The following is a 20,680-nucleotide window of genomic DNA, read 5'->3' as shown; positions in this document are numbered from 1 at the left end:
TATCCAGGATAAAATTCGCTTACTTCGCCCTGATATCCATTGCCATTGTGAATCCGTCGGCGCGTGGTTTGATAGTCAATCCTTTTTTCATCGCCCAAGCTGCGTTGAGGTGAATGAGTGGAATGATAGCGACATCATCCAAAGCCAACTTGGTAGCCTGTTTTTGCAGGGCCTCGCGGGCTTTTTCATCAGTGCTCTGCGCAGCTTTGTCGATGAGTGCGTCCACTTGCTTGTTGCTATATCGCCCGTAATTGCTGACACCGGCAGACGTATTTTTATCGGACGTGTGAATCGTTGACATTAAGCCCGTGAGGGAATCACCGGTGACGGCCCCATAACCAACCATGAACGCGCTGAACTCGGGTTCCCCGTTCGGACCGCCGCCAAATGCTCGGCCGACAAATACGGAATACGGCATCGTAGATACTTCTGTTACCACACCAATCTGACTAAAGGATTGCGCTACCGCCTCACAGAGCTTGGCATCATTGATATAACGGTTGTTTGGGCAATGAATCGTCATCTGGAAACCGCCAGGATATCCGGCACTTGTCAGCAGTTCCTTTGCCTTTGCCAAATCATGGGCGGGCAGTTTTAACGTCGAATCGAAACCAAAAAATTCTTTCGGCACCAATTGTTCAGCCGCTGTTCCGTCGCCTTTCATCAGATGCTTGATGATGCCCTCCCTGTTGGTCGCAGTCATCAATGCCAGGCGGACCTTTGGGTCCCGCAAGGGATTCTTTTTCAATGGATTTCCGTCTGGTCCACGTACGAAAGGGGAGACATCTCTGAATTGGTCAAGTGCGATATAGTTCAACATGTATGACGTAATGGATGTTATGTCGAAGGCTTTTAACGAATTCAGTATGTTGGCATTCACGTCATTGATGATGTCGACAGAACCGGATAGCAGCGCAGCTGCTCTGGATGGCTCTCTGGGTATGAAATTGAATGTAACGTTATCCCAGGGTTCTTTTGTTCCCCAATAGCCAGGGTTGCGTGCCAGTACAATTTTCTGGCCGTTTGCCCAGCTCACAAATTTGTACGGTCCTGTTCCGATTGATGATTTACCGTTGGCGAAACTTGCCTCGGTGATGGTAGTTCCAAGGGATTTGGGAATGATTGCGATGAGACCCAGATTGTCTGGGATAGTAGGGCTTGGGGCCTTCGTCTTGACCTGGAGAGTCAGTGGGCCTGTCACATTCAAAGATTCGACATCCTTCAGATAGGTCCGAAAAGTTCGTGGTCCCGTTAAATGCATTGCACGTTCAATGGAGTACTTCACATCTTCTGCATTCATGATTGCGCCATTCTGGAATGACACATTTGGCCGCAGCTTGAATTCCCATGTCTTGGGATTAATCATTTGCCACGACAGCGCCAGACCAGGTTTTGGCCTTAATTGCTGGTCTTGAATCACCAGTGATTCATAGACATGCGCCCAAATATTCCGGTTCGCCCCGTTTAAAACGTGGGGATCCGCTGAAGTGACTTCAGCCTTGAAGCCGATTTTAAGATCCGCGGCACCAGCACCTGTGGAAAACAAGCACCCCACCAAGCATGTGAGAGAACAGACTTTTCTTAGAGTTGCTAACACGATATCTCCTGTCAAATATTGAATACGTTTCACTGTAAGATACAGTATATCGATAGTCGAAACCGTGTCAAGTTTTTTGTATGTCGAATTAAAATCGTATTGACACAGTGTGACTATGATAGGGCGGTGAATAAGAACCTTGGTTAATTAGTCTTCGTCATGTGTTGCTTGCAGTGTGTCAAATGGGAAGTAAGTTTTCTTACCAAGCCATTGGAACTTGAAGGAAATGCAGAGTAGAGTGTGTATGGGAAATGAGTTCTGGCCGTGCATTTATAAATCCCGCGAACGGGATTTATTTTTATTATCAGGCCATTATTTAGAAATTATGCATGACTCCCATTAACAGCGCATTTTGGCTATTGTCCGCCCCCGGCGCTCCTGCCGCGCCGGTCAAGCCTGGGCTGTACATATCGGCAGCACGCATGTTTGCCGCCATCACGTACAGGAGTGTTCGGTTTGATAATTTATAGTCGGCTCCTAAGGCTACCATTGTCAGTGTCCCCTTGTTCGTAGCTCCAACGAAGTCATATCGCGACTGTACAAGGCTTCCTTTCAGCAGCCAGTTGCCAGCTATTGAATAGTCTGCCCCGATATCAATTATGCTTGCTTTCGTATTGTTTGAACCGCCGGTCGTAAACGCCCCTGATCCCACCGCACTGGTAAAGACTGCTGCGAGATTGGGTGCAGTACCTGCAAAAGAATTGATTAGCGGTTGTTTTACACTTGAGTATGCGCCACGCAACAATAGATTCCCCAGTTGATAGCTGCTGCCAACCGTCCATGATTTGACGCAGATGTCGCCGGGATTTCCGAGTCCAACCGTGTTGCAGCCTGCGTTTGTGGTTGCGCCTTGATCGCTACTACTATTTGCTGAAGCGGTAACGATGCCAAGGCTTGACTGCCAATAGCCAAAACCAACTCCAAATGGGCCGTTTGTATAATTCGCACCGAAACCTAACGACTGGCCGGTTTTCATTGACCCTGCCGTTTCACCTAAGCCGTAACTGACATTTGCTTGAAGACCTCCAATTGTTGGCGTCGTGTAGTACAACATGTTATTGATGCGTTCGCCGGTCGAGCGATCCAGGTTGTTGGCGTGAACTCTGCCTTCAAAGGGAAGCATGCGATCCTTCGTAGTATAGAGGCCGGTAATTAAATCAAGATAATCTTTGCGTCGCCCTAACTCTATCGTTCCAAGATCTCCCGATAAACCAATTGTAGTGCGTCGGCCAAAGGCTTTTCCTTCTACGGAAGCACCATTATCAATGGTTAAGCCTCCTTCAATGACGAACACTGCCTTGAGGCCTGAACCCAGGTCTTCCGTGCCTCGAAAACCAAGACGCGACTGCGTGTACTGTCCTGAATCCAATCCTAAGCGGCTGCCGGTTGATCGGGGACCATTCGTTGGTGTCGCCACTTTGTCCACGTAACTCGTACCTGCGGTCATAATGCCGTAAATTTCCACATTGCTTTGAGCTTTGGATTCACTACTGAGCAAAATACACAAACAAAGCACCGAAATTAATAGTTCTTTCATGTCATTCCCTTGTGATAATCACATTCAATTATTTGTATTTATAAAATGAATCAATGTATCGTTAGATAAAACAATGTAACGATAGATGATATTTTGTATTTGAATTTAATTTATGTCAATGACGACGTGTCGGAATTAAATTTTTTAGGACTTACGCAAAACCGCCCCAGCTGAGTTGCAGCTCCTAGCCGTACTGTTCGTACTGTCTTCGTCGCTACGCCTTGCTGGGACAATGTTGCGTAAGTCCTATTTTTAAATTCTTAAATTGAAAAATGAAAGAATTTTTGTGGTGGATTGGTTATTCGGTGAATGAATGTGGTTCGGCTTAGAACCTGACCAGCTTGGAGTGCTCAAATTGAGTTTGACCGACTCTGGCGAACTCCAGCAGGGTGATTTGTAGACGACTCGGTGAGAAGTTTGGGGCGAATGTTTGACTACTGCTTTTTATCAATGGAGCATGGGAGGAATACCTCAGTGTGTTGCTGAAAAAGGAGTGAACTCAGTCCTGTAATGTTCCGTTGCACGTGTTAATGACGCGCCATCGAAATCTGTAGTGATCCGCACTGCTCAAGTTCTTGGCAGTAAAGGAAGTACGTGCTGGAACGTGATCGTCCACGATTTTAAAATTAAAAGTATTAACAAAGACGATGGGAGCAAGCCGGTAAGCTACAATTTTTTCATGCTTGCCTCGTACAATATCAAGCACTCTTGTCACTGAGACACATATAGAGCTTAAGGAATAACCAAATACATTAGATAGCGGTTGGTCAATGGCAACACCAATAAATAAAATCCCGGAGAATGGATTATATTCTTCGGGATCTTATTTATTGATGGCCATATGCTGTGGCTCTTACCAGCCAAGACGCTTCTAGCGATATCCAAGACTGTTAGACAGGTCTCGCGCAGATTTGGTGACGATAGCAATTAATCCAGGAACATTGTCTTCCTTGATCCGGGTAGCTGGCCCGGCAACGCTAATTGACGCGACAACTTCAGAATTCGCGTTATAAACGGGCGCTGCAATAGCAACAACATCTTTCGACTTTTCGCCATAGGATACGGCATAGCCATCGTCCAATATTTTAGCGAGAGATTGTTTGAGACTGCTTTTGCTGACCAGTGTAGCGCCAGTAAAGCGTATCCGTTCGCCGTTGATCACTTCATTTTTTATTTCTTCCGGGGCGTAAGCTAACAACACCTTGCTTGAAGCGCCGACATACAGAGGGCGTCGATTTCCGACTTCGACTTGAACGCCGCCGTGATGTGAAGATTCCCATCGCGCGACGCATACTGAATCGAGCCCATCGCGCACACGAATTTGAACATTCTCATTACATGCTATGCCCATATCCCGCAAAAAAGTTTTTGCCAGTCGCGCCAGTTGAATCTGGCTTTCAGCGGCAACGCCCAGGTAAAGGGAGTTGTAGCCCAACAGATAGGTGGGATTATCGCCGTCACGACAAAGTAAGCCAGATTTTTCCAACGTAAAAAGCAAGCGGAATGTACGAGCTTTCGTATTTCCAGAACGGAGCGCAAGTTCTGTTGCTCCTAATCCAGGGCTCTTGGCCACCAGCATGAGTAGGCCAAGTGCTTCTTCAACGGCTTCAACGGTGTAGTCAGTCATCGCTATTTCTATCAAAATTATTAATCACGCAGTCGAAGGCTGTAACTATGTACGACCTTACCAATCTCATCTTGTAACTATCTTGTAATTGTTAACGCCGAACTTATTTTCAGTCGCCCACGGTTCATTTACAACTGGATTTCGGCGCAATGTTAACGCATTTATTCAGATGCACGCAAACATGCTATAGCACCTCTGGTTTTGTTTTCACCAGAAATGAATGCTCTGCAGCGTGCTTTCTTCACAAGTGAGCTGGAGGTATTAGTACTTCAGCCATTCAACTGCCAGGTTATTGTAGCTGGCAAGTGTTATCAAACGATACGCTGTATTGTCAGAAAAAACAATATTTTGCCTGTTTTTTAACGAATTTGTTCGCATGTTCCTCAGATTAGCGGCCAAAAGGGCAGGCGCCATCTCTCAAGCTACCTCTGGAATTCAAATTTTTAATCGTGTCTCAAAACGATATTTATTCCATTGACTTCGTATTTCTTTATCTCTGCTTTCAAGTAAGTCATGCATTGTCTTTAACAATAGTATCAAATTTTATTAATATTGTTGGTTTCATCCAACAATACAATGGAACGTCTATCGAAACAATATTGACGATTTTTATTTTCAAGCCTAATATTGTATCAACTGTTGTAACATGGTATCAAACAGTGAAACAAAGTGATTCTTTTAAAAAGAAACTACCAATTGCAATGATCGGCATTGCACAATTGACTCAAGGAGAAAAAATGAAAAAGAAATTATCCGTGCTGCTGATTTTGGGCGCGTTTACAGGAATCGCGAGTGCTCAGTCGGACGTTCAGGTTTACGGCGTTTTGAACGCAGGAACGAGTTACGTTGATACTGTTGCTACGCCATCAACAGCTAGCCCGCGAGCAACTGGAAGCAGATCGTCACTCGATTCGGGTCAATACACGCAATCCCGCTTTGGTTTTAAGGGGACGGAAGATCTGGGTGATGGCCTGAAGGCTTATTTCACCTTGGAAGGTGGTATTGGATTAGATACTGGTGCGTCTAGTCAAAATGGCTTAACTTTCGGCCGCAAAACAGTGGTTGGTCTTTCTGGCAAATTCGGTGACATCGAATTGGGCCGCCGAAAAGATTTTAGTGATGATATAGCAGGTATGTATTCCAGCCAAAATCGTTTGCTGCCATTCGTCAGTAAAGCGCACGGCAATAACCTGGATCGCGCCTCAGGTGAACGTGGCAACAATATGATCTATTACAGCTCTCCAACAATGTCAAACTTTCGCGCAAATCTGGCATATGGCTTTGGTGAAACAGCGGGAGACAATTCAACAGGGCAGTCTATTGGCCTGGGCGTCAACTATGATAATGGTCCGTTCGGTATTGGCTTCAGCTATTGGCAATCGAAGTTGGGTGTTGTCACTGCGACAGCGAATAGCAGTAGCGATGCTGGCGCAACCGCTAACGCTGGCTGTAATACAGTTGGTTTGGGCAAACCAGGTGATACATGTACTGAAACATGGATGCTTGGTGCGAATTACGAAACAGGCAACATCGTATTCCGTGGCACTGTGTCTCAAGCCAAGCAACCATTGATTACGGCTGCGGGGCCTCTTGCTCCTAATTTCACAACCACATTTACCAGCACAGCAGGCACGGGCTTGTTTACTGCCGGTGGTATAAATAATAGCAAAGCCACTATTGTCGATGTTGGTCTGGACTATACGATTGGCTCATGGAAGTTGAAAGGCAGCGTCATTCATTCCCGTTATGATTTTGTGAATGCAACCAACCGCGGCCGTATCACTGCTCTCGCCGCTGGCGCCGATTACAACTTGTCTAAACGTACGTTACTTTACGTGATGGCGGCGAACATGCAGGTATCGGACATGTATAGCCCAGGTCTGACAAGCAATGGTGCTCCTGGAATTGATAAGAGCCAGAATGTTCTTATAGGCGGCATCCTTCATAAATTTTAATCACTAGAAGCGCTTGCTTCGCCAATTCTGTAAGCAGGATTTTTTTAGATTTAATGCTGTACGCATTGAAATCCGTGTCATATCGCGGAAATCAGGCATGGATAGTTTCCGCACACGACGCTGAATTCGGCTCCATACACGCATTGAACACCCAGGCGAGTTTGTATCTTGGCCCCGGATATGTCTACCACCACTCAAAGCTGAAACATGAAACCAATTGTCTCAAAAAAAATAGTCCTGTTGTTGATGGCAATGTTGACCATGACCGCAAGCCACGTTTATGCGGATAATGAGCAAATAGTGAAGCGCCCGACAGAACCTGTGCCGCAAATAACTATCCGTGTTGGACAAGTGATTGACGGAAAAGGCGGCAAACAGAATAACGTGCTGGTTGTCGTGAGTGGCTCCAAAATCGCCAGAATTGAAAGCGCCGACAAAAAAACTAAAGCTACCTACAATTTTCCCGGGATGACGCTGATGCCGGGTTTCATTGATACCCATGTGCACATTGACTCCCATTTTGGCAAAGACGGAAAAATTGCCAATCCGCTGGAAGCGCCGGGCATTCGTGAGCTCTATGCGTATGAAAACGTTTATCGCGATTTCATGGGTGGCTTTACCACGCTCCAGGGTCTTACTTCTCCTTCAATTGGTTCTCCATCAGATATTAATCTGCGAGATGCGATCGCAAGGGGGGAAGTTCCTGGTCCAAGGATTGTCGCCTCTGTGGGACTGATCAACGAAAAATCTGGAACGCCGGAAGAAATAAGGGCGAAAGTGCGAGATATGGTCGCTCAAGGTGCCGACGTTATCAAACTGTTTGCGGCCAAAAGTATTCGTGAACGAGGGCTGAAGACAATGAGCGACGAACAGATAGAGGCCGCATGCAGTGAAGCAAAATTATTGGGTAAGCGGACTTGGGTACATGCCCAGAGTGCGGATTCGGTAAGGTCTTCCGTGCTTGGTGGCTGCTCAGCGATTGCCCACGGTAGTTTCGCCACGGATGCAGAATTCTCATTGATGGCAGAGCATGGTGTTTACTTTGAACCGGATATCGGCCTGGCGGGCACCAGTTACCTGGCCAATAAAGACAAATTTCTAGGTACCTCCAACTACACGGCAGAGGCATTCAAACTTCAGGAAGAGTCGATTGCATTGAAGTTAACCATGTTCAGGCAAGCAATCAAGCATAAAAACCTGAAAATATCCTTTGGCACGGATGCGGTCGCCGGGTGCCATGGCCGTCTTGCTGAAGAGATCGTTTACCGGGTCAACGTTGCGGAGCAACCGGCAATGGATGCCTTGGTGCAGGCGACGTCCGTGCCTGCTGAAGCGATTGGTTTGAAAGACACAATCGGCACAGTAACACCAGGACTGGAAGCTGACCTGATTGTTGTGAATGGTGATCCCCTCAAGGATATTAGTGCTGTGAATCGAGTGCTTTTCGTCATGAAGGGCGGGAAAGTATACAAAAACCTGAATCCATCCGCTCAGTAGGATAAAGGAGACGTCATATAAAAATCGATAAGGTCTTCGTCTAACAAATCTTTGGTGCTGGATGTCGAAATTCAGGGCCTAAATGTACAGGCGAAAGTGTCCATATTAGATCTGAGCAATGTTGTACCTGGATTGGTCTATACGTAGCAAAACCTTGCGTATGTTGAAAATGCTTTTATTACCCAACATCAGAGGTACTAAATCTGGTGTTGTGGGATTTCTAATTTGGGAAGATTTGAGAAATGTTCACCAACTATAAAATCGGTAGTCGTCTCCAGTTAGGGTTTGCATTAATCCTGATTCTCTCAAGCATTATCACGGCGATCTCATTATTGAATTTGAAGAAGGTAAGTGAGGAATCTTCGGCAATGATGAAGAGGCCACTGTTAAAGGAACGACTGAGTAGTGACTGGTATCGCTCGATCGATTCCGGGATTATGCGAACCACCGCCATTGCAAAAAGCAGCGATCCGTCACTGGTGACATTCTTGGCCACTGACGGACCTAAAAAATCAGGGGATTTGCAGGAAAATATTGGTTCATTGCTGGAAACGGAAGAAGAGAAAATTCTTTTCGCAAAGATCGGAGATCAAAGAAAACTATATTTGACGGCCCGTGACAAGATAGGAAAGCTCAAAGCAGAAGGAAGTGCTGATCTTGCATCTGAGGTGCTTGAAAAAGAATACGTTCCGGTTGCGAGTAAATTTCGCCAACTTTTGCAAGATCTGCTGAAAATCCAGCGTGACCAAATCGACGCGATCAATGCCAACATCGAGCAAACAGCTCAAAAAAGTATGCGCGTACTCGTCATCCTGGAAATACTGGCGATTCTATTTGCGATCGGAATTGCCTATTTCCTTACCCGATCCATCGTTAAACCTTTGCAAACGGCGGTTTCTGTTGCCGGGCAAGTAGCCAGGGGCGATCTTACTGCACATATTGAAGTCAGATCCAAGGATGAAATTGGTCTGCTGATGATGGCGCTTAAAACGATGAATAACAGTTTGCACGACCTGGTAGCCAACATACGCTCAAGTGTGAACAACATTGCGGTTGCGTCGTCTGAAATAGCCATTGGCAACCAGGACTTGTCAGATCGGACCGAACAACAGGCTTCCTCGCTGCAGGAAACAGCTTCGGCGACTGAAGAAATAACTTCGACGATCAGACAAACTGCTGAAAACGCAGGGCTAGCGAAAACGACAGCAGTTGCGGCTAGTCAGGCCGCAGCTAATGGCGGACAAGCTGTGTCAAGAGTTATTGAAACAATGAAATCGATAGACGAATCATCGCAAAAAATTGCCAGCATTATTGGCGTGATTGATGGCATTGCCTTCCAGACGAATATATTGGCACTGAATGCAGCGGTTGAGGCAGCAAGAGCAGGTGAGCAAGGACGCGGCTTCGCGGTCGTCGCTGCGGAGGTCCGCAATTTGGCTCAACGTTCGACAAGCGCTGCAAAAGAAATCAAAACCTTGATCATGGATTCTGTCGAAAGGACCAGTGCTGGTAAAGACCTGGTCGGTGTTGCCGGTGAAAAAATTGGTGAGATAGTACAACGGGTTGAAAGTGTTTCCGAAATAATTGCCGAGATCAGCTTGTCTAGCCAAGAGCAGGCGACAGGTATCACACAGATAAGTGAGTCCATCAACTTACTTGATGATGTCACACAAAAAAATGCGGCACTAGTCGAACAAGCATCGGCTGCTGCCTCCGCAATGAAAGACGAAGCGGCTGCGCTGGCCAAGCTCGTCAGTATATTTTTAATCAACGATGAACAAAAGATCGCCACTAAGGCTGCGGCATTGCCTGTCAGAAGTATTGTTCGGCTGATTCCAAGCTCTTAGTACCTGGTGGTAGAAATTTGTCCTCGTGGCGACTCTCTAAGTCGATGGTTTACTGCGCGAGTATTGTCGTTCCAAGGAGAAAGTAATGCGTTTTAGTTCTATGTGGCATATAGCAATTTGTATTGGCGCTTGCATGTTGCCAGCCGTACCCAGTGCCGCGGAAGAAATTGTGGTTGGTATGGTCGTACCTTTGGATACGCCGGATTCTATAGGCAATCAGATGCGCATTGGTGTTCAGGCATATTTTGATGAGCAGAACGCGAAAGGAGGTGTGTCTGGCAGCAAACTCAAGTTAGTGGTTAAAGACCGTGGCCTCAACGTGGCCGATGGGGTTGCAAAAACCCGCGAATTGATTAAAGAAACCGTACCTGTGGCTTTGGTATCTCTAATGGGAACGGGTTCAATGGAGTCCCTGGTGAAGAGTGGGCTACTTGAAGAGCAAGCAATACCCGTAGTAGGCGTACGCACGGGGGCAATGTCCTTGCACCATCCGGTCAATCCCTTCCTTTTTCATACGCGTGCCAATTATGAGCGTGAGGTCGATAAAGTATTGACCCAACTTCAAACAGTCGGCCTCAACCAGATTGCGGTGTTTTATGAAGGAGGGGCATTCGGGAAAGAAGTGTTGGCACTCGTTGAAAAAAATGTGGCACAGCGTTCCGCGATGAAAGTGCTGATGTCTGCTTCTTATGAACCGAACACTACCGCCGTCAACGGTGCCATTAAATCTCTTCAATTAGCCCAACCACAAGCAATTATTGCCGCCGGAAGTAGTGGGGCCACTGCAGAATTCTATAAGGATTTTCGTGTTGCGGGAGGCAAATCCCAGGTCGTTTCTCTCTCCGTAGCTGACGGTGCCGAAATCGTTAAAAAGATCGGTAAAGACGCTGCACGTGGTCTCATTGTGACGCAAGTAGTTCCGGAACCAAGCAACCGTGCAATTCCTATTGTTCGAGAACTGAGTGACAGACTCAAGAAATATATAAACCCGCAGATCGACATTAACCAGGCCATCGTCGAAGGATACCTCGCTGCGAAAGTTCTCACAGAAGGAATCCGTAGAGCCGGGAAAGGTGTAGACAGAAGAAGTCTACGTACCGCACTTGATTCGATGACCAAGTATGATGCTGGCGGCGTGGTTATTAATTTCAGCCATGACAATCACTCTGGCTCACAGTTTGTTGACCTTGCCATCATTATCCAGAGCGGTAAGCTGATGCGATAGTGCACAAATCAGAGCCTGTAAATAAAAATGTGTAAGTAATTCTGGCCGGCCCACCTCTCATCGCCCCAACCCCAAACTCCCCATCACCCATTACTACACCGCAAAGGCACATACCCCTCCCATTTCCAGGGCGTATATACATCCTGTATCAACAAGGTTAGCAAGTCTTTGAAGATGTGGTCGCCGTTGGCGCTGTTGCTCATGATGATGACGGCAGTTTTTTGTTCGTCGAAGACGACAGAATGGTTTTCCCAGCCGTCGTCGTGGCCTTCTTTGAAGTAGGCTTTGCCGTGGGGTGTCTGGAAGATGCCCCAGCCCAGGCCGTAGGACAGTTGGATGTGCTTGTTTTCGTCGGTCGATGCGGTGGACAGGGTGGGGAATTCGGTGGGTGTGGTGATGGCGATCTGTGGTGCCAGCATGATGGCTTTGGCTTCTTTGCTGATGATGGTGCCTTGCATGACGCCTTGTATGAAATGGGCGTAGTCGTTGAGGGTGGTGTCCATGGAACCGGCGGCGTGTACTTTTTTTCTTTTTACGTGGCCCAGTGGTTTTTCATCTTTGTCGTGGCCGACGGCCAGGTTGTCGCTGAAGCGGTCTTGCCATTGCAGACTGGTGTTGTGCATGCCAAGGGGATCGAAAATGCGCTCCTGGATCATGTCGCCTGTTTTTTTGCCGGTGACGGTTTCCACCACGAGTTGGGCCAGATAAATACCTTCGCCTGAATACGCATATCTGCTGCCGGGGGTAAATTTGATTTCCAGTTTTTTGCTGGGATTCAGCCAGCGGTAATTGGCGAAGCCTGCGGTGTGATTCAACAGCATGCGCAAAGTAATTGTCAGATAGCGCGGGTCATCTGCCAGGTCGCGGTAGTTGCTATAGTCTGGCAGGGGTTTGGGCAGATATTTCTGTATCGGCACGTCCAGGTCAAGCACGCCTTCGGTCACCAGTTGCGACACCAGGGTGGCAAACACTGCCTTGGTGAAGGATGCGCCGTACATGATGGTGTCTTCTGTCAGTGGCAACAGCTTGTCTTTGTCGCGCAAGCCAAAGCTTTTGGTGTAGGCAATTTTATTGTCATTGAGGATGGCGATGCCAAGGCCGGTGACGCAGGACGATGCCATCAGGCGTGCGACTTTGCTTTCTATCTCGGTTGAAGAGATGCTGGAACCGTCCAGGCGCTTGATCGTGACGGGCTGCGCCAGTGCCGATAAACTTGTGACAGCTAGCCAGGAAATAATCAGGAAGTTAAGCGCTACTTTCTTTAACATGATGCATTTCTCCAGGTGAAAGCAGGTGCTGCCCTCAAAACATAAACGACTTCACCAGATTCAAATCACCGATCTTGCGCAGTGGGATGACGAAGCTTTCGCGTTTTTCTCTGGCGGTGTTTTCATAAAACACCAGGGTGACGCGGGTGGTGATGATGGGTTGTTTGCGTTGGCTTTCGTCAAAGTTATAACCGCCTGCGCTGCTATAGTTACCCCAATAATTGACAAACACATGGTAAGCACCGTGCAGGGGGGCGATGGTGGTGAACATTTCGGGGCCGGGGCCGTCGACGCTATCAACATCCAGGCCACCGCCACCCTTCAATATCGGTGCGGCGTAAAAGGCGTGCTGACCGTCGGGGGTGATGATGTGCAGGTCCACTTCGGCTTCCGGCGCATCCCATGAACAGATGATGCGTAGCTGTGGTGACAGTTGCTGGGTATTGGATTCGTAATACTGTACGCGTTGCAGGCTCTTGCCGTCTGGCCCCAAAATTTCTATATTGTTGGAACCGCTGCCAAAGGCGTAATGGCGTTCGTAGCGGCCATCGGTGCCATAGTTGAGTACCATGGGGTTGCCATTGACGACAAGGGTGTGCTTTCTTTGCTTGCCAGCGTCGCGGATGTGGCCTTCGATCAGGGTACGGTTTTTTTGCGTGCCACGGTCTATCGGTGGCAGGGGGTAAGACGCACGTGCCTCGCCGGATTTATCGATCAGGCCGCCAAAGTTCCAGCCACCACGCGGGCTGTTGATGGTGGGTTGGTCATTGGTGGCGGGCTTTTCATCGGCGAAGGCAATGCTGGTAGCGCAGATAGTGGTAATCGTGCCTGCCATTGCGGTGCAGCCCAGCAAAAAATGGGTAATCTTCATGATGTCTGTCTCACGGATAGGTGAAGGATTTGATCAGGGTCAGCTCGCCAGCTTTGCGCATGGGTACCTGAAATGTCTGCTGTTTTTCTGACAGTGTGCCTTCCTGGCTGATGATGGCTACCTTGGCGATGGTCAGGTCTTTGTCATTGCCGCCGCTGCCATAGTAATTGACGTACACATGGTAGGTGCCTTTGATGGGCGCGGTATTGGCATAAATTTCTGGCCCGTAACCGGTGGTGACATCGACATCCAGCGCGCCGCCGTTGGGCACCACGCGGTTGCCGTAAAACACGTGCTGGCCATCTGGTGAAATAACGTGCAAGTCCAGATCGGTGCCATCGCTGTCCCACGACAAGACCACGCGCAGGCGTGTCAATGGGCGACTGGTGTTGGTGTCAAAAAACTGTACCCGCTTGACATCGCTGCCGTCAGGGCTGCGTACTTCGACATTGTTGGAACCAGAACTGAAAGAGTAAGGGCGGGCAAATTCACCGCCAGGGCCAACTGACAAGGGCATGCCGACGCCATTCACCACCAGTTTGCCGGGACCTTTTTTGCTGTTGCCGTTGATGCGCCCTTTGATCAGGGCCATTTCATTCTGACCTTCAGTATTGACGGACGATGCCGGGTAATGCACGGGCTGGGTAAAGGGTGATGATTCACCTCCACTATGCCGCCAGCCACCACGCGGGGCTTCGATATTGACATCGGCGGCGAAGGCACTGACTGCCGATAGCGTGGCAAGGGCAGAGCCAACTGTGGTGAATGCCATGCGCGTGAATTTGAACTTGATCATGTACTTCCTTCTATGAGGCGGCGTGCCAGTTTTTCTACATAGTCTTCGTTGGCGCCGTTAGGATGAAATCGTAAAGCCAGGTGCAGGTATTCATGGGCGAGGGTAATGCGCTCGTCCAGGCTGCGCCAGCCGCGTGCATAAATACGCATGCGCTTTTGGTCTGAATAGGGGTTGCCGGTGGCCAGGGCGCACACGGCGGGTGGCGTGTCGGGATTTTCAAAACCCGGCTCGCGGCGCAATATGGCTTGCCATTTGCTGCTGTTATTGGTTAGCCAGGTTTGTGCTGCGACCAGTGGCTGGCAGTCTGATTTGCCATTGAAGCTGCTGATACTGGCTTGCGGATAACTGGCAGCCAGGATGCGTTCAAAATTCCAACCCTGGCTGGCTTGCTGTGCAGCGTCTTTCAAGGACATGCGGTTGGTGCCGGCGCTGTCATTGTGATAGCGCACGTTGGCCCCTTGCAGTATCAGGTCATCGGTGAACCAGGCGGCGGCCATGGCGGCTTCGGTCGGTGGGTTGGGGCTGACGCGCTGGCGGCTGGTGGCGTCGGCAATGTGCCAGCAGCCATGATCAAATGCTGCATTCTGTACCAGGTAAGTACGGGCGGCAATTGCCAGGCTGCGGGCGGCCTGCACATTGCTGGCATCGCCTTCACGGTCTATCACGCGGGCGACATAGTCATTGATGCTCAGACGCCCAGTGATTTGCGGTGCCATGCCGGGCAAGCGTTGCAGGTTCAGGCTGCCATTGCTGTTGATGTCCAGGGTATTGCCGTTGGTAAATTGCAGGCGGTATTTGCCGGTCATGGTGCCAGCGCGGGCGGTGCTTGCTGTAGCGTTGACAGGCGCTGGCAGCGGCAACACTTCACGCAAGGGGTAACGCGCAAAAAAATCAACATCGACGCAATGCGCTTCGTCACCGACATTGCCTGCATTATTGATACCAGCCCAGCGCGGTGCGGGCAGGGTGGTGGCCAGGGCATTGGCCCAGGTGCCAAGGGTAGACCGGCTAGAACCACGTGCGCCAAACCAGAATGGTGTGCCATCGGCCAGCCAGCCTGCAGCACCACCAAAGGCGGTCTGGTCAGGTAAATGCCAGGAATAGGTTTTATAACGGATGCCGGTGCCAAGTTGCGCCCAGGCTTCGCGGCCATAGCCTTGCACGGCGGTTTCCAGCAGGGCAGTGCGGGCAGCGGCACGTGCCTGCGGTGAAAACTTGTTTAAGGTTTCCAGCAAATCCCTGATGCTGATCTGGGTATCGGGCTGCAATTGTGCTGTGCGTTGCAACCAGTTGGTGTCGCTGCGGGTTTGCCAGTAGCTTTTCCAGTCCTTGTCGTTCAGGCCCAGGCGTGCTGGTGAAAAGTAGGGCGCGCATGATCTTGCCAGGGCGCTGTCACGCTGAACCTGATCACCGGGTTCACAGCAATAACGTTCTTCATCTTTTTCCAGCTTGCTGCGCTGTTCTTTTTTAGCGTTGCAAGTATAGGCGCTCTCCTGCACATGATTGTCTTGCAGATAGGCGTAGACAAACAGCTTCCACAGGCTGCCCAGGGGAATTTTTTGTTCTGCGGCTTTGTTGTCCGGGGAGGGCAACGCACCAGACATGGAACCAGACAAGGCGTGCACTTCCACCTTGCCGTCGCGCAGCCAGGCCACCGTGGCGTTGCCGCTTTCATCTGCATGTGCAGACAAAGGCAGCATCGCCATGGTCCCTATGGTTGCGCTGGCAAGCATGGTGATACGGACTAGCTTACGCGCAGGATTAGCGAATTTCCATAATCGCACGTGGCTTGTCCTCAAAGGCTTTCTGGTCTGGCTGGTACATGCGGTAGTAACGGGCAGGCGGCAGGGCAAACTTGCCGGTCTGCGCGGCCCTGACCAAGTGGCGCACCACGACTTCATTCGCCAGGGCATCTACCGGCACGGCATAGCCGCGTGGTGTCTGCTCATAACGTGCACGTTCCATCGCTTCCATATCTTTGCCGCCCGGGAAACGAACGCTGATGCCCCAGGTAGAGCGGTCAGCCGTGGTACCCGGTGGCAGCGGTACTTCAACGATGCCAAAGTTCAGCGTCGGGCCAGATGTACGGGTCAGTACAACTTCATCCAGATACACTTCATCGGTCTTCAGTGCGGCACCATCGCCCAATAATTCGAGCTTGAAGCCAGCTTTGCCTGGTACCAGCTGCGCAACAGCGTTACTACCAGGTGCTGCTGAATTGGCCGCAGGCTTGCTGGCGGTGCTTGGTGCCGGAAGGGCTTCTGGCACCAGACGATACAGATGGCGTTCCAGCTTGACAGGCAGGTTGGATTTTTCTGGCTCGCGGCTGTCGAACTGGGCGATTGCTATCATGCCAGCACTTGGCGTTGAGTTCATCTTGATGACGGATGGTGCTGGTGTGGCGGCGGTAGTATTCCAGCGGAATACATTCTGGCCAGTAATGGTTTCCCTTGCCTGCCAGCCTGCTTCCAGTTCCACCTTGGCCATGTTGTTGCGCAGCAGTGGGTCATTCGCACCAGATTTGCCAGCAGCACCGCCACCCAGGGCGCGGTAGGTCCACAGCAGGGCCAAGGCGCGGTCTATGGTCGGGTATTCAGCACGGACGCGTTCGAGCACTGCTGCACTTTCATTGGCTGGGCGTTTGCCAGTCAAAATCAGCAGGGCTTCACCCAAAGGCAGATCAGCCTGGTGCACGCGGGCAGCGGCATCTGGCAGGGCCGCGCTGGTGGCGGCTGTCAGGGTGCCTTTGCTTTGCTGCACCACATAGGCGGCCAGCAGAGTGCTCATGGCGTTTTGCAGATCCTCTTCTTTACTGGTAAAGATCATGCTGTTCATGCCTGAGCGTGGGGTGACGGCTGCTGCTGGTTTGGCCGATGCGGCCTTGTTGCCCAGTTCTTCGCTCAGGGCTTCGGCCAATGAGCGTACTGGCAAGCCCATGTCTTGCATCCAGTACAGCATCAGGGCGCGTTGCCATGGCGGCTGGTTGAAGCCGTCCTTACGATAGACTTCGGTCAGGCGGTCAAAATGGCCGTCTGGCAGGGCCAGTTTCAAGGCGCGGCTGGCATGCCAGTCGGCATAGTAGGCATAGGTGGTCAGCAGGGCATCACCATCTTTTTCTGGCACGCTCCACCAGCCAAAGGTGGCGTTGGGGCCAGCCATTTGCGCCAGGCGGAAGCGGTAGCTGTACAGGCGTTGTGTCAATTGTGCCGTCAGTTTTTCTTCACTTGGCAGCGTGGCCTGCAAAGCCAGACTGTAAGGGATCAGGCGGCTGGAGGTTTGCTCGACACAGCCAAACGGATAGTCGATCAAATCATCCATCAAACGGCGGAACTGGGTAGTGGCGCTGTCTGCAAATTGCAGTTGCAGGTTGCTGGCGTCAGACGGCAGTTTCAGTATGGTTTCTTTGCCGGTGACAGGCACGCTGACCGAGCGCTGGCTGAGCCAGTGCACAGGGATGATCTTCAGCGGCACGTTCAATGCGTCGACAGTCTTGCCGCCGACAGCCAGCGACAGGTCTATCTTGTTGTCCAGGCCATTGGCTTTCAGCGGCAGCGACACAAAATTGGCACCGGGCTTCAACTTCAGGTTTTCTTGTTTGTTGACGCCAGAACCCGTGACGCTAAGGCTGGCGCTAGCATCCTGGTTACCCTGGTTGAAGATGGCGACGCTGGCGTTAGGTGCATCTTGCACACGCATCCAGTTCGGGCTGGTCCATTTCACATAAAAGTCTTTGTCGGACCTTACATAGGCGATGTTTTGACCCACATTGCCGCTGGCTGCGGTTGCCCGCACGGTGATGCGCCAGCGTGTCAGTGAATCAGGCATGGTGAAAGTCAGGCGGGCGCGGCCTGATGCATCAGTGGTGATGTTTGGTTGCCACAGGGCGGTGTCCTTGTCTTCCCGGCGCGGTCTTTCCAAAACCTTGATGGCACGGTCATGGGTTTGCCCATTTGCTGGCAAGGCCAGTTTGGATGGTGGCACCGCCAGGTCATAGGCAATAAAGCTCAGGCTGGCAGAGGTACGTACGTTATTGCGACGTGGGTGATAGAAAAAGTCAGAAATGTCCGGTGCAATTTCAGGCTGCAGCACATAGATCATTTCATCCACCACACCTACCGTCAACTGGCTGCCGCCCGCTGGCTGGCCAGCAACCATGGCGGTCAGGTCCAGCGTGACCTTGTCACCTGGCGCATACACGGCCTTGTCGGCTTTGACGGCGACATTGATGCGTGGCTGTTCCACCTTCAAGCCCAGGTTCTGGAATACATAATCGGCACCCTTCACATACACCACAGACAGGGTGATGTTGGGGCCATAGGTATCTTGCACCGGTAATTCTACCTTCCACTGCATTGGTGACAGGCGTTTGGCAGTGAGCCAGCCGCTTGCATTGCTCATCAAGGCAGTTTTTTCTACCTTGTCACGCTCCAGTGTGAACAGGGCCTGGTCGATTTGCTGCGGGAAGGTGATCAGGGCACTGGCAGTTTCACCCGGCTTATAGCTGGCCTTGTCAAACACCATTTCTATCGAACCCTGTGGTGCATTGACACCGGCACCGCTGACATAATGGGATGTCGCACCGAGGATGTTGCCGGCAGCATCACGTACTGACAGGGTGTAGGTGCCAGGCTCAGGGAAAGCCAGGCTCAGCTTATTGGCGTTGCCGAGTTTGCCGCTGGATTTTTTCTGGTTTTCCAACCTGACCCAATCCCATGTTACCGGGGCGCTGAGGGTGCTGACCACATTGCCGGGTACTGGCAGAGCAGTCATGGCAAAGTTCATGTTTTCGCCAACGGCAGAGAAAGCACGTTCAGCCTTCAGGCTATAGGTGCCGGCACCACGTTCCACCAAAATTTCTTTGGTGGCGCGCACTCGGTAGGCGGCACCATCGGTCGCCAACACTGACAAGACATAACGGCTGGGCTCAGTCGCTGCTGGCAGTTTAAAGTCAACAAAGCCATTGCTGTCAGTGGTCAGTACGGCAGTGCTCAACTGTACCGGGAACTGGCCTGCGTAACCCAGATCACCTTCAACAATCGTCAGGCGCTGGGCGCGGACGGTCAGGTCTGCCTTGGCATTGACCACGGGTTTGCCGTCGGGGTAAACCAGTTGCAGCTTGCCGCTGATTTCTTCATTGGTTTTGTAATCTTTTTTACCGGGCAAGACATTGATTTCAAAATGTGGCTTCTGGTATTCAGCCACGCGGAAGGCTGCACCATAGCTATTGCCCTTGTAGCTGAAGCGCAATTCATAGCCACCTGCTACGGCATTGTCTGGCAACTGGAATACGGTATCACCACCTGATTGCGGCGTCATTTGCAGGGTTTGGGCGGCGACCGGAAAGCCATTCGCATCAAACACCTGCAACTTCAATTCACCTGCGGTGATGGGGGTGGATTCACGCGCTGACACAAAGGTGCGGCCCAAAAACTTCACGTACACGGTTTCGCCCGGGCGGTACAGAGGGCGGTCGGTGACAGCATACAGTTTGGTGTTATAGATTTCGCTGTCGTAATAATAGTTTTCTGCAACAAAGACGCCACCTTTACTGTCTTCACCATAGACATAGGTTTTTTCTGGCGCGTCGCGCTCAAAATTGGCGATGCCGCTGGCATCAGTGTTGCCAGTGCTCAAGATACCAGCACCATCGGTCCACACGGTTTTGGCATCGGCCACTGGTTGGCTGCTGCGGCGGTCTGCCACCCATACCATCATCTGTTTGCTGGATACCTTGGTGACGGCGATGGAATCAGACACAAATACCAGTGTCACGGCGCGGTAAGTGCCGACCATGGCTTCTACCAGATACAGGCCAGGTTCTTTTTTACCCAGCGGTATCAGGACATTGCCTTTGGGCGAAGCGATAAATTCACTGCTGCTGCCATCCAGCTTGACGCCTTTGGGTGGTTGTATAGGTTCGGCTATGTGTACAGGGTAACGGAAGCTGTCTACCAAAGTATGTGCCTTCAGCGGCTGGTACAGCGGGTTCAGTTGCTGCGGTGTCGGGGCTTTGACCAGCGGGTGCAGGCGCACTTCTGGCACTTGCGTGGTGACAGCTTTTCTGGCGTCCGCAGAAAACAGGCTGCGCCACATACGGCGCGATGCCAGCCACCAGCTATCCCAGGTACGCGCCAGCGCATCGGCGATGCCCTTGCCCTTGTAATTGCCCTGGCTGTCAATGCGGTGCAGGTTTTTTTGCGCTTTCAAAAAGTCCAGCGGGTCTTTGACTTTATACACGTACACATCGACACCGCCATATTCGGCGATTTGGCTCATGTCCTGGGCTTCCAGCCGCACCATGGCATTGTCGGCAGAACCGTAAGCAGCATCGCTGAGCAAAAAGAACGATGAACCACCGCCGCCATCCTGCGCTATCGCAGGCATGAAGAGCAACAGGGCACACAGTGCGGTCAGGAAGGTGAAATAGCGTGATTGATTGAGTTTGGCTTTCATTGGGCGC

Annotated in this window: 12 protein-coding genes; 4 read left to right on the top strand and 8 right to left on the bottom strand. The window is 50.8% G+C overall.

All coding sequences use genetic code 11. The features are described 5' to 3' along the window. Positions 1-19 precede the first annotated feature (19 nt). The 3 genes from AC1RVX_RS07475 to AC1RVX_RS07465 form a co-directional block, all read right to left on the bottom strand. Positions 20-1,597, bottom strand: coding sequence for an ABC transporter substrate-binding protein (locus AC1RVX_RS07475; RefSeq protein ID WP_493215936.1), 1,578 nt, complete (start codon positions 1,595-1,597; stop codon positions 20-22). Positions 1,598-1,913: 316 nt separating this feature from the next. Then, positions 1,914-3,134: a porin gene (locus AC1RVX_RS07470; protein WP_493215935.1), complete on the bottom strand. Its 1,221-nt coding sequence runs from the start codon at positions 3,132-3,134 to the stop codon at positions 1,914-1,916. 871 nt (positions 3,135-4,005) lie between these two features. After that, positions 4,006-4,761, bottom strand: coding sequence for an IclR family transcriptional regulator (locus AC1RVX_RS07465; RefSeq protein ID WP_493215934.1), 756 nt, complete (start codon positions 4,759-4,761; stop codon positions 4,006-4,008). Between the two features lie 449 nt (positions 4,762-5,210). Here AC1RVX_RS07465 and AC1RVX_RS07460 point away from each other — a divergent pair, with 449 nt between their 5' ends. The 4 genes from AC1RVX_RS07460 to AC1RVX_RS07445 all read left to right on the top strand — a co-directional run bounded on the left by AC1RVX_RS07460 (position 5,211) and on the right by AC1RVX_RS07445 (position 11,285). Beyond that, the gene (locus tag AC1RVX_RS07460; protein ID WP_493215933.1) at positions 5,211-6,716 is read left to right on the top strand and encodes a porin; all 1,506 of its coding nucleotides are present in this window, start codon (positions 5,211-5,213) and stop codon (positions 6,714-6,716) included. Positions 6,717-6,923: 207 nt separating this feature from the next. Next, positions 6,924-8,213, top strand: a complete 1,290-nt coding sequence (locus AC1RVX_RS07455; RefSeq protein ID WP_493215932.1) for an amidohydrolase family protein — start codon at positions 6,924-6,926, stop codon at positions 8,211-8,213. Positions 8,214-8,455: 242 nt separating this feature from the next. Beyond that, entirely contained in the window at positions 8,456-10,060 is a 1,605-nt protein-coding gene (locus AC1RVX_RS07450) for a methyl-accepting chemotaxis protein (protein WP_493215931.1), read from the top strand. Positions 10,061-10,145: 85 nt separating this feature from the next. Further along, entirely contained in the window at positions 10,146-11,285 is a 1,140-nt protein-coding gene (locus tag AC1RVX_RS07445) for an ABC transporter substrate-binding protein (protein WP_493215930.1), read from the top strand. Positions 11,286-11,368: 83 nt separating this feature from the next. Here AC1RVX_RS07445 and AC1RVX_RS07440 read toward each other — a convergent pair whose 3' ends face one another. The 5 genes from AC1RVX_RS07440 to AC1RVX_RS07420 are packed head-to-tail and all read right to left on the bottom strand — an operon-like array spanning position 11,369 to position 20,673. Next, positions 11,369-12,553 carry a serine hydrolase domain-containing protein gene (locus tag AC1RVX_RS07440; RefSeq protein ID WP_493215929.1) on the bottom strand — a complete coding sequence of 395 codons (1,185 nt, stop codon included), beginning with the start codon at positions 12,551-12,553 and terminating at the stop codon, positions 11,369-11,371. Positions 12,554-12,587: 34 nt separating this feature from the next. After that, entirely contained in the window at positions 12,588-13,424 is an 837-nt protein-coding gene (locus AC1RVX_RS07435; protein ID WP_493215928.1) for a YfaP family protein, read from the bottom strand. 10 nt (positions 13,425-13,434) lie between these two features. Further along, entirely contained in the window at positions 13,435-14,220 is a 786-nt protein-coding gene (locus AC1RVX_RS07430) for a YfaP family protein (RefSeq protein ID WP_493215927.1), read from the bottom strand. Then, positions 14,217-16,004: a DUF2300 domain-containing protein gene (locus tag AC1RVX_RS07425; RefSeq protein WP_493215926.1), complete on the bottom strand. Its 1,788-nt coding sequence runs from the start codon at positions 16,002-16,004 to the stop codon at positions 14,217-14,219. The genes AC1RVX_RS07430 and AC1RVX_RS07425 overlap by 4 nt, the downstream gene beginning before the upstream one ends. Beyond that, the gene (locus tag AC1RVX_RS07420) at positions 15,982-20,673 is read right to left on the bottom strand and encodes an alpha-2-macroglobulin family protein (RefSeq protein ID WP_493215925.1); all 4,692 of its coding nucleotides are present in this window, start codon (positions 20,671-20,673) and stop codon (positions 15,982-15,984) included. The genes AC1RVX_RS07425 and AC1RVX_RS07420 overlap by 23 nt, the downstream gene beginning before the upstream one ends. Positions 20,674-20,680 lie beyond the last annotated feature (7 nt).

It is taken from the genome of Undibacterium sp. GW821-FHT11B02 (assembly GCF_058808955.1).
The sequence above is the reverse complement of the archived record's forward strand: the minus strand, read 5'-3'. Positions and strand labels throughout refer to the sequence as shown.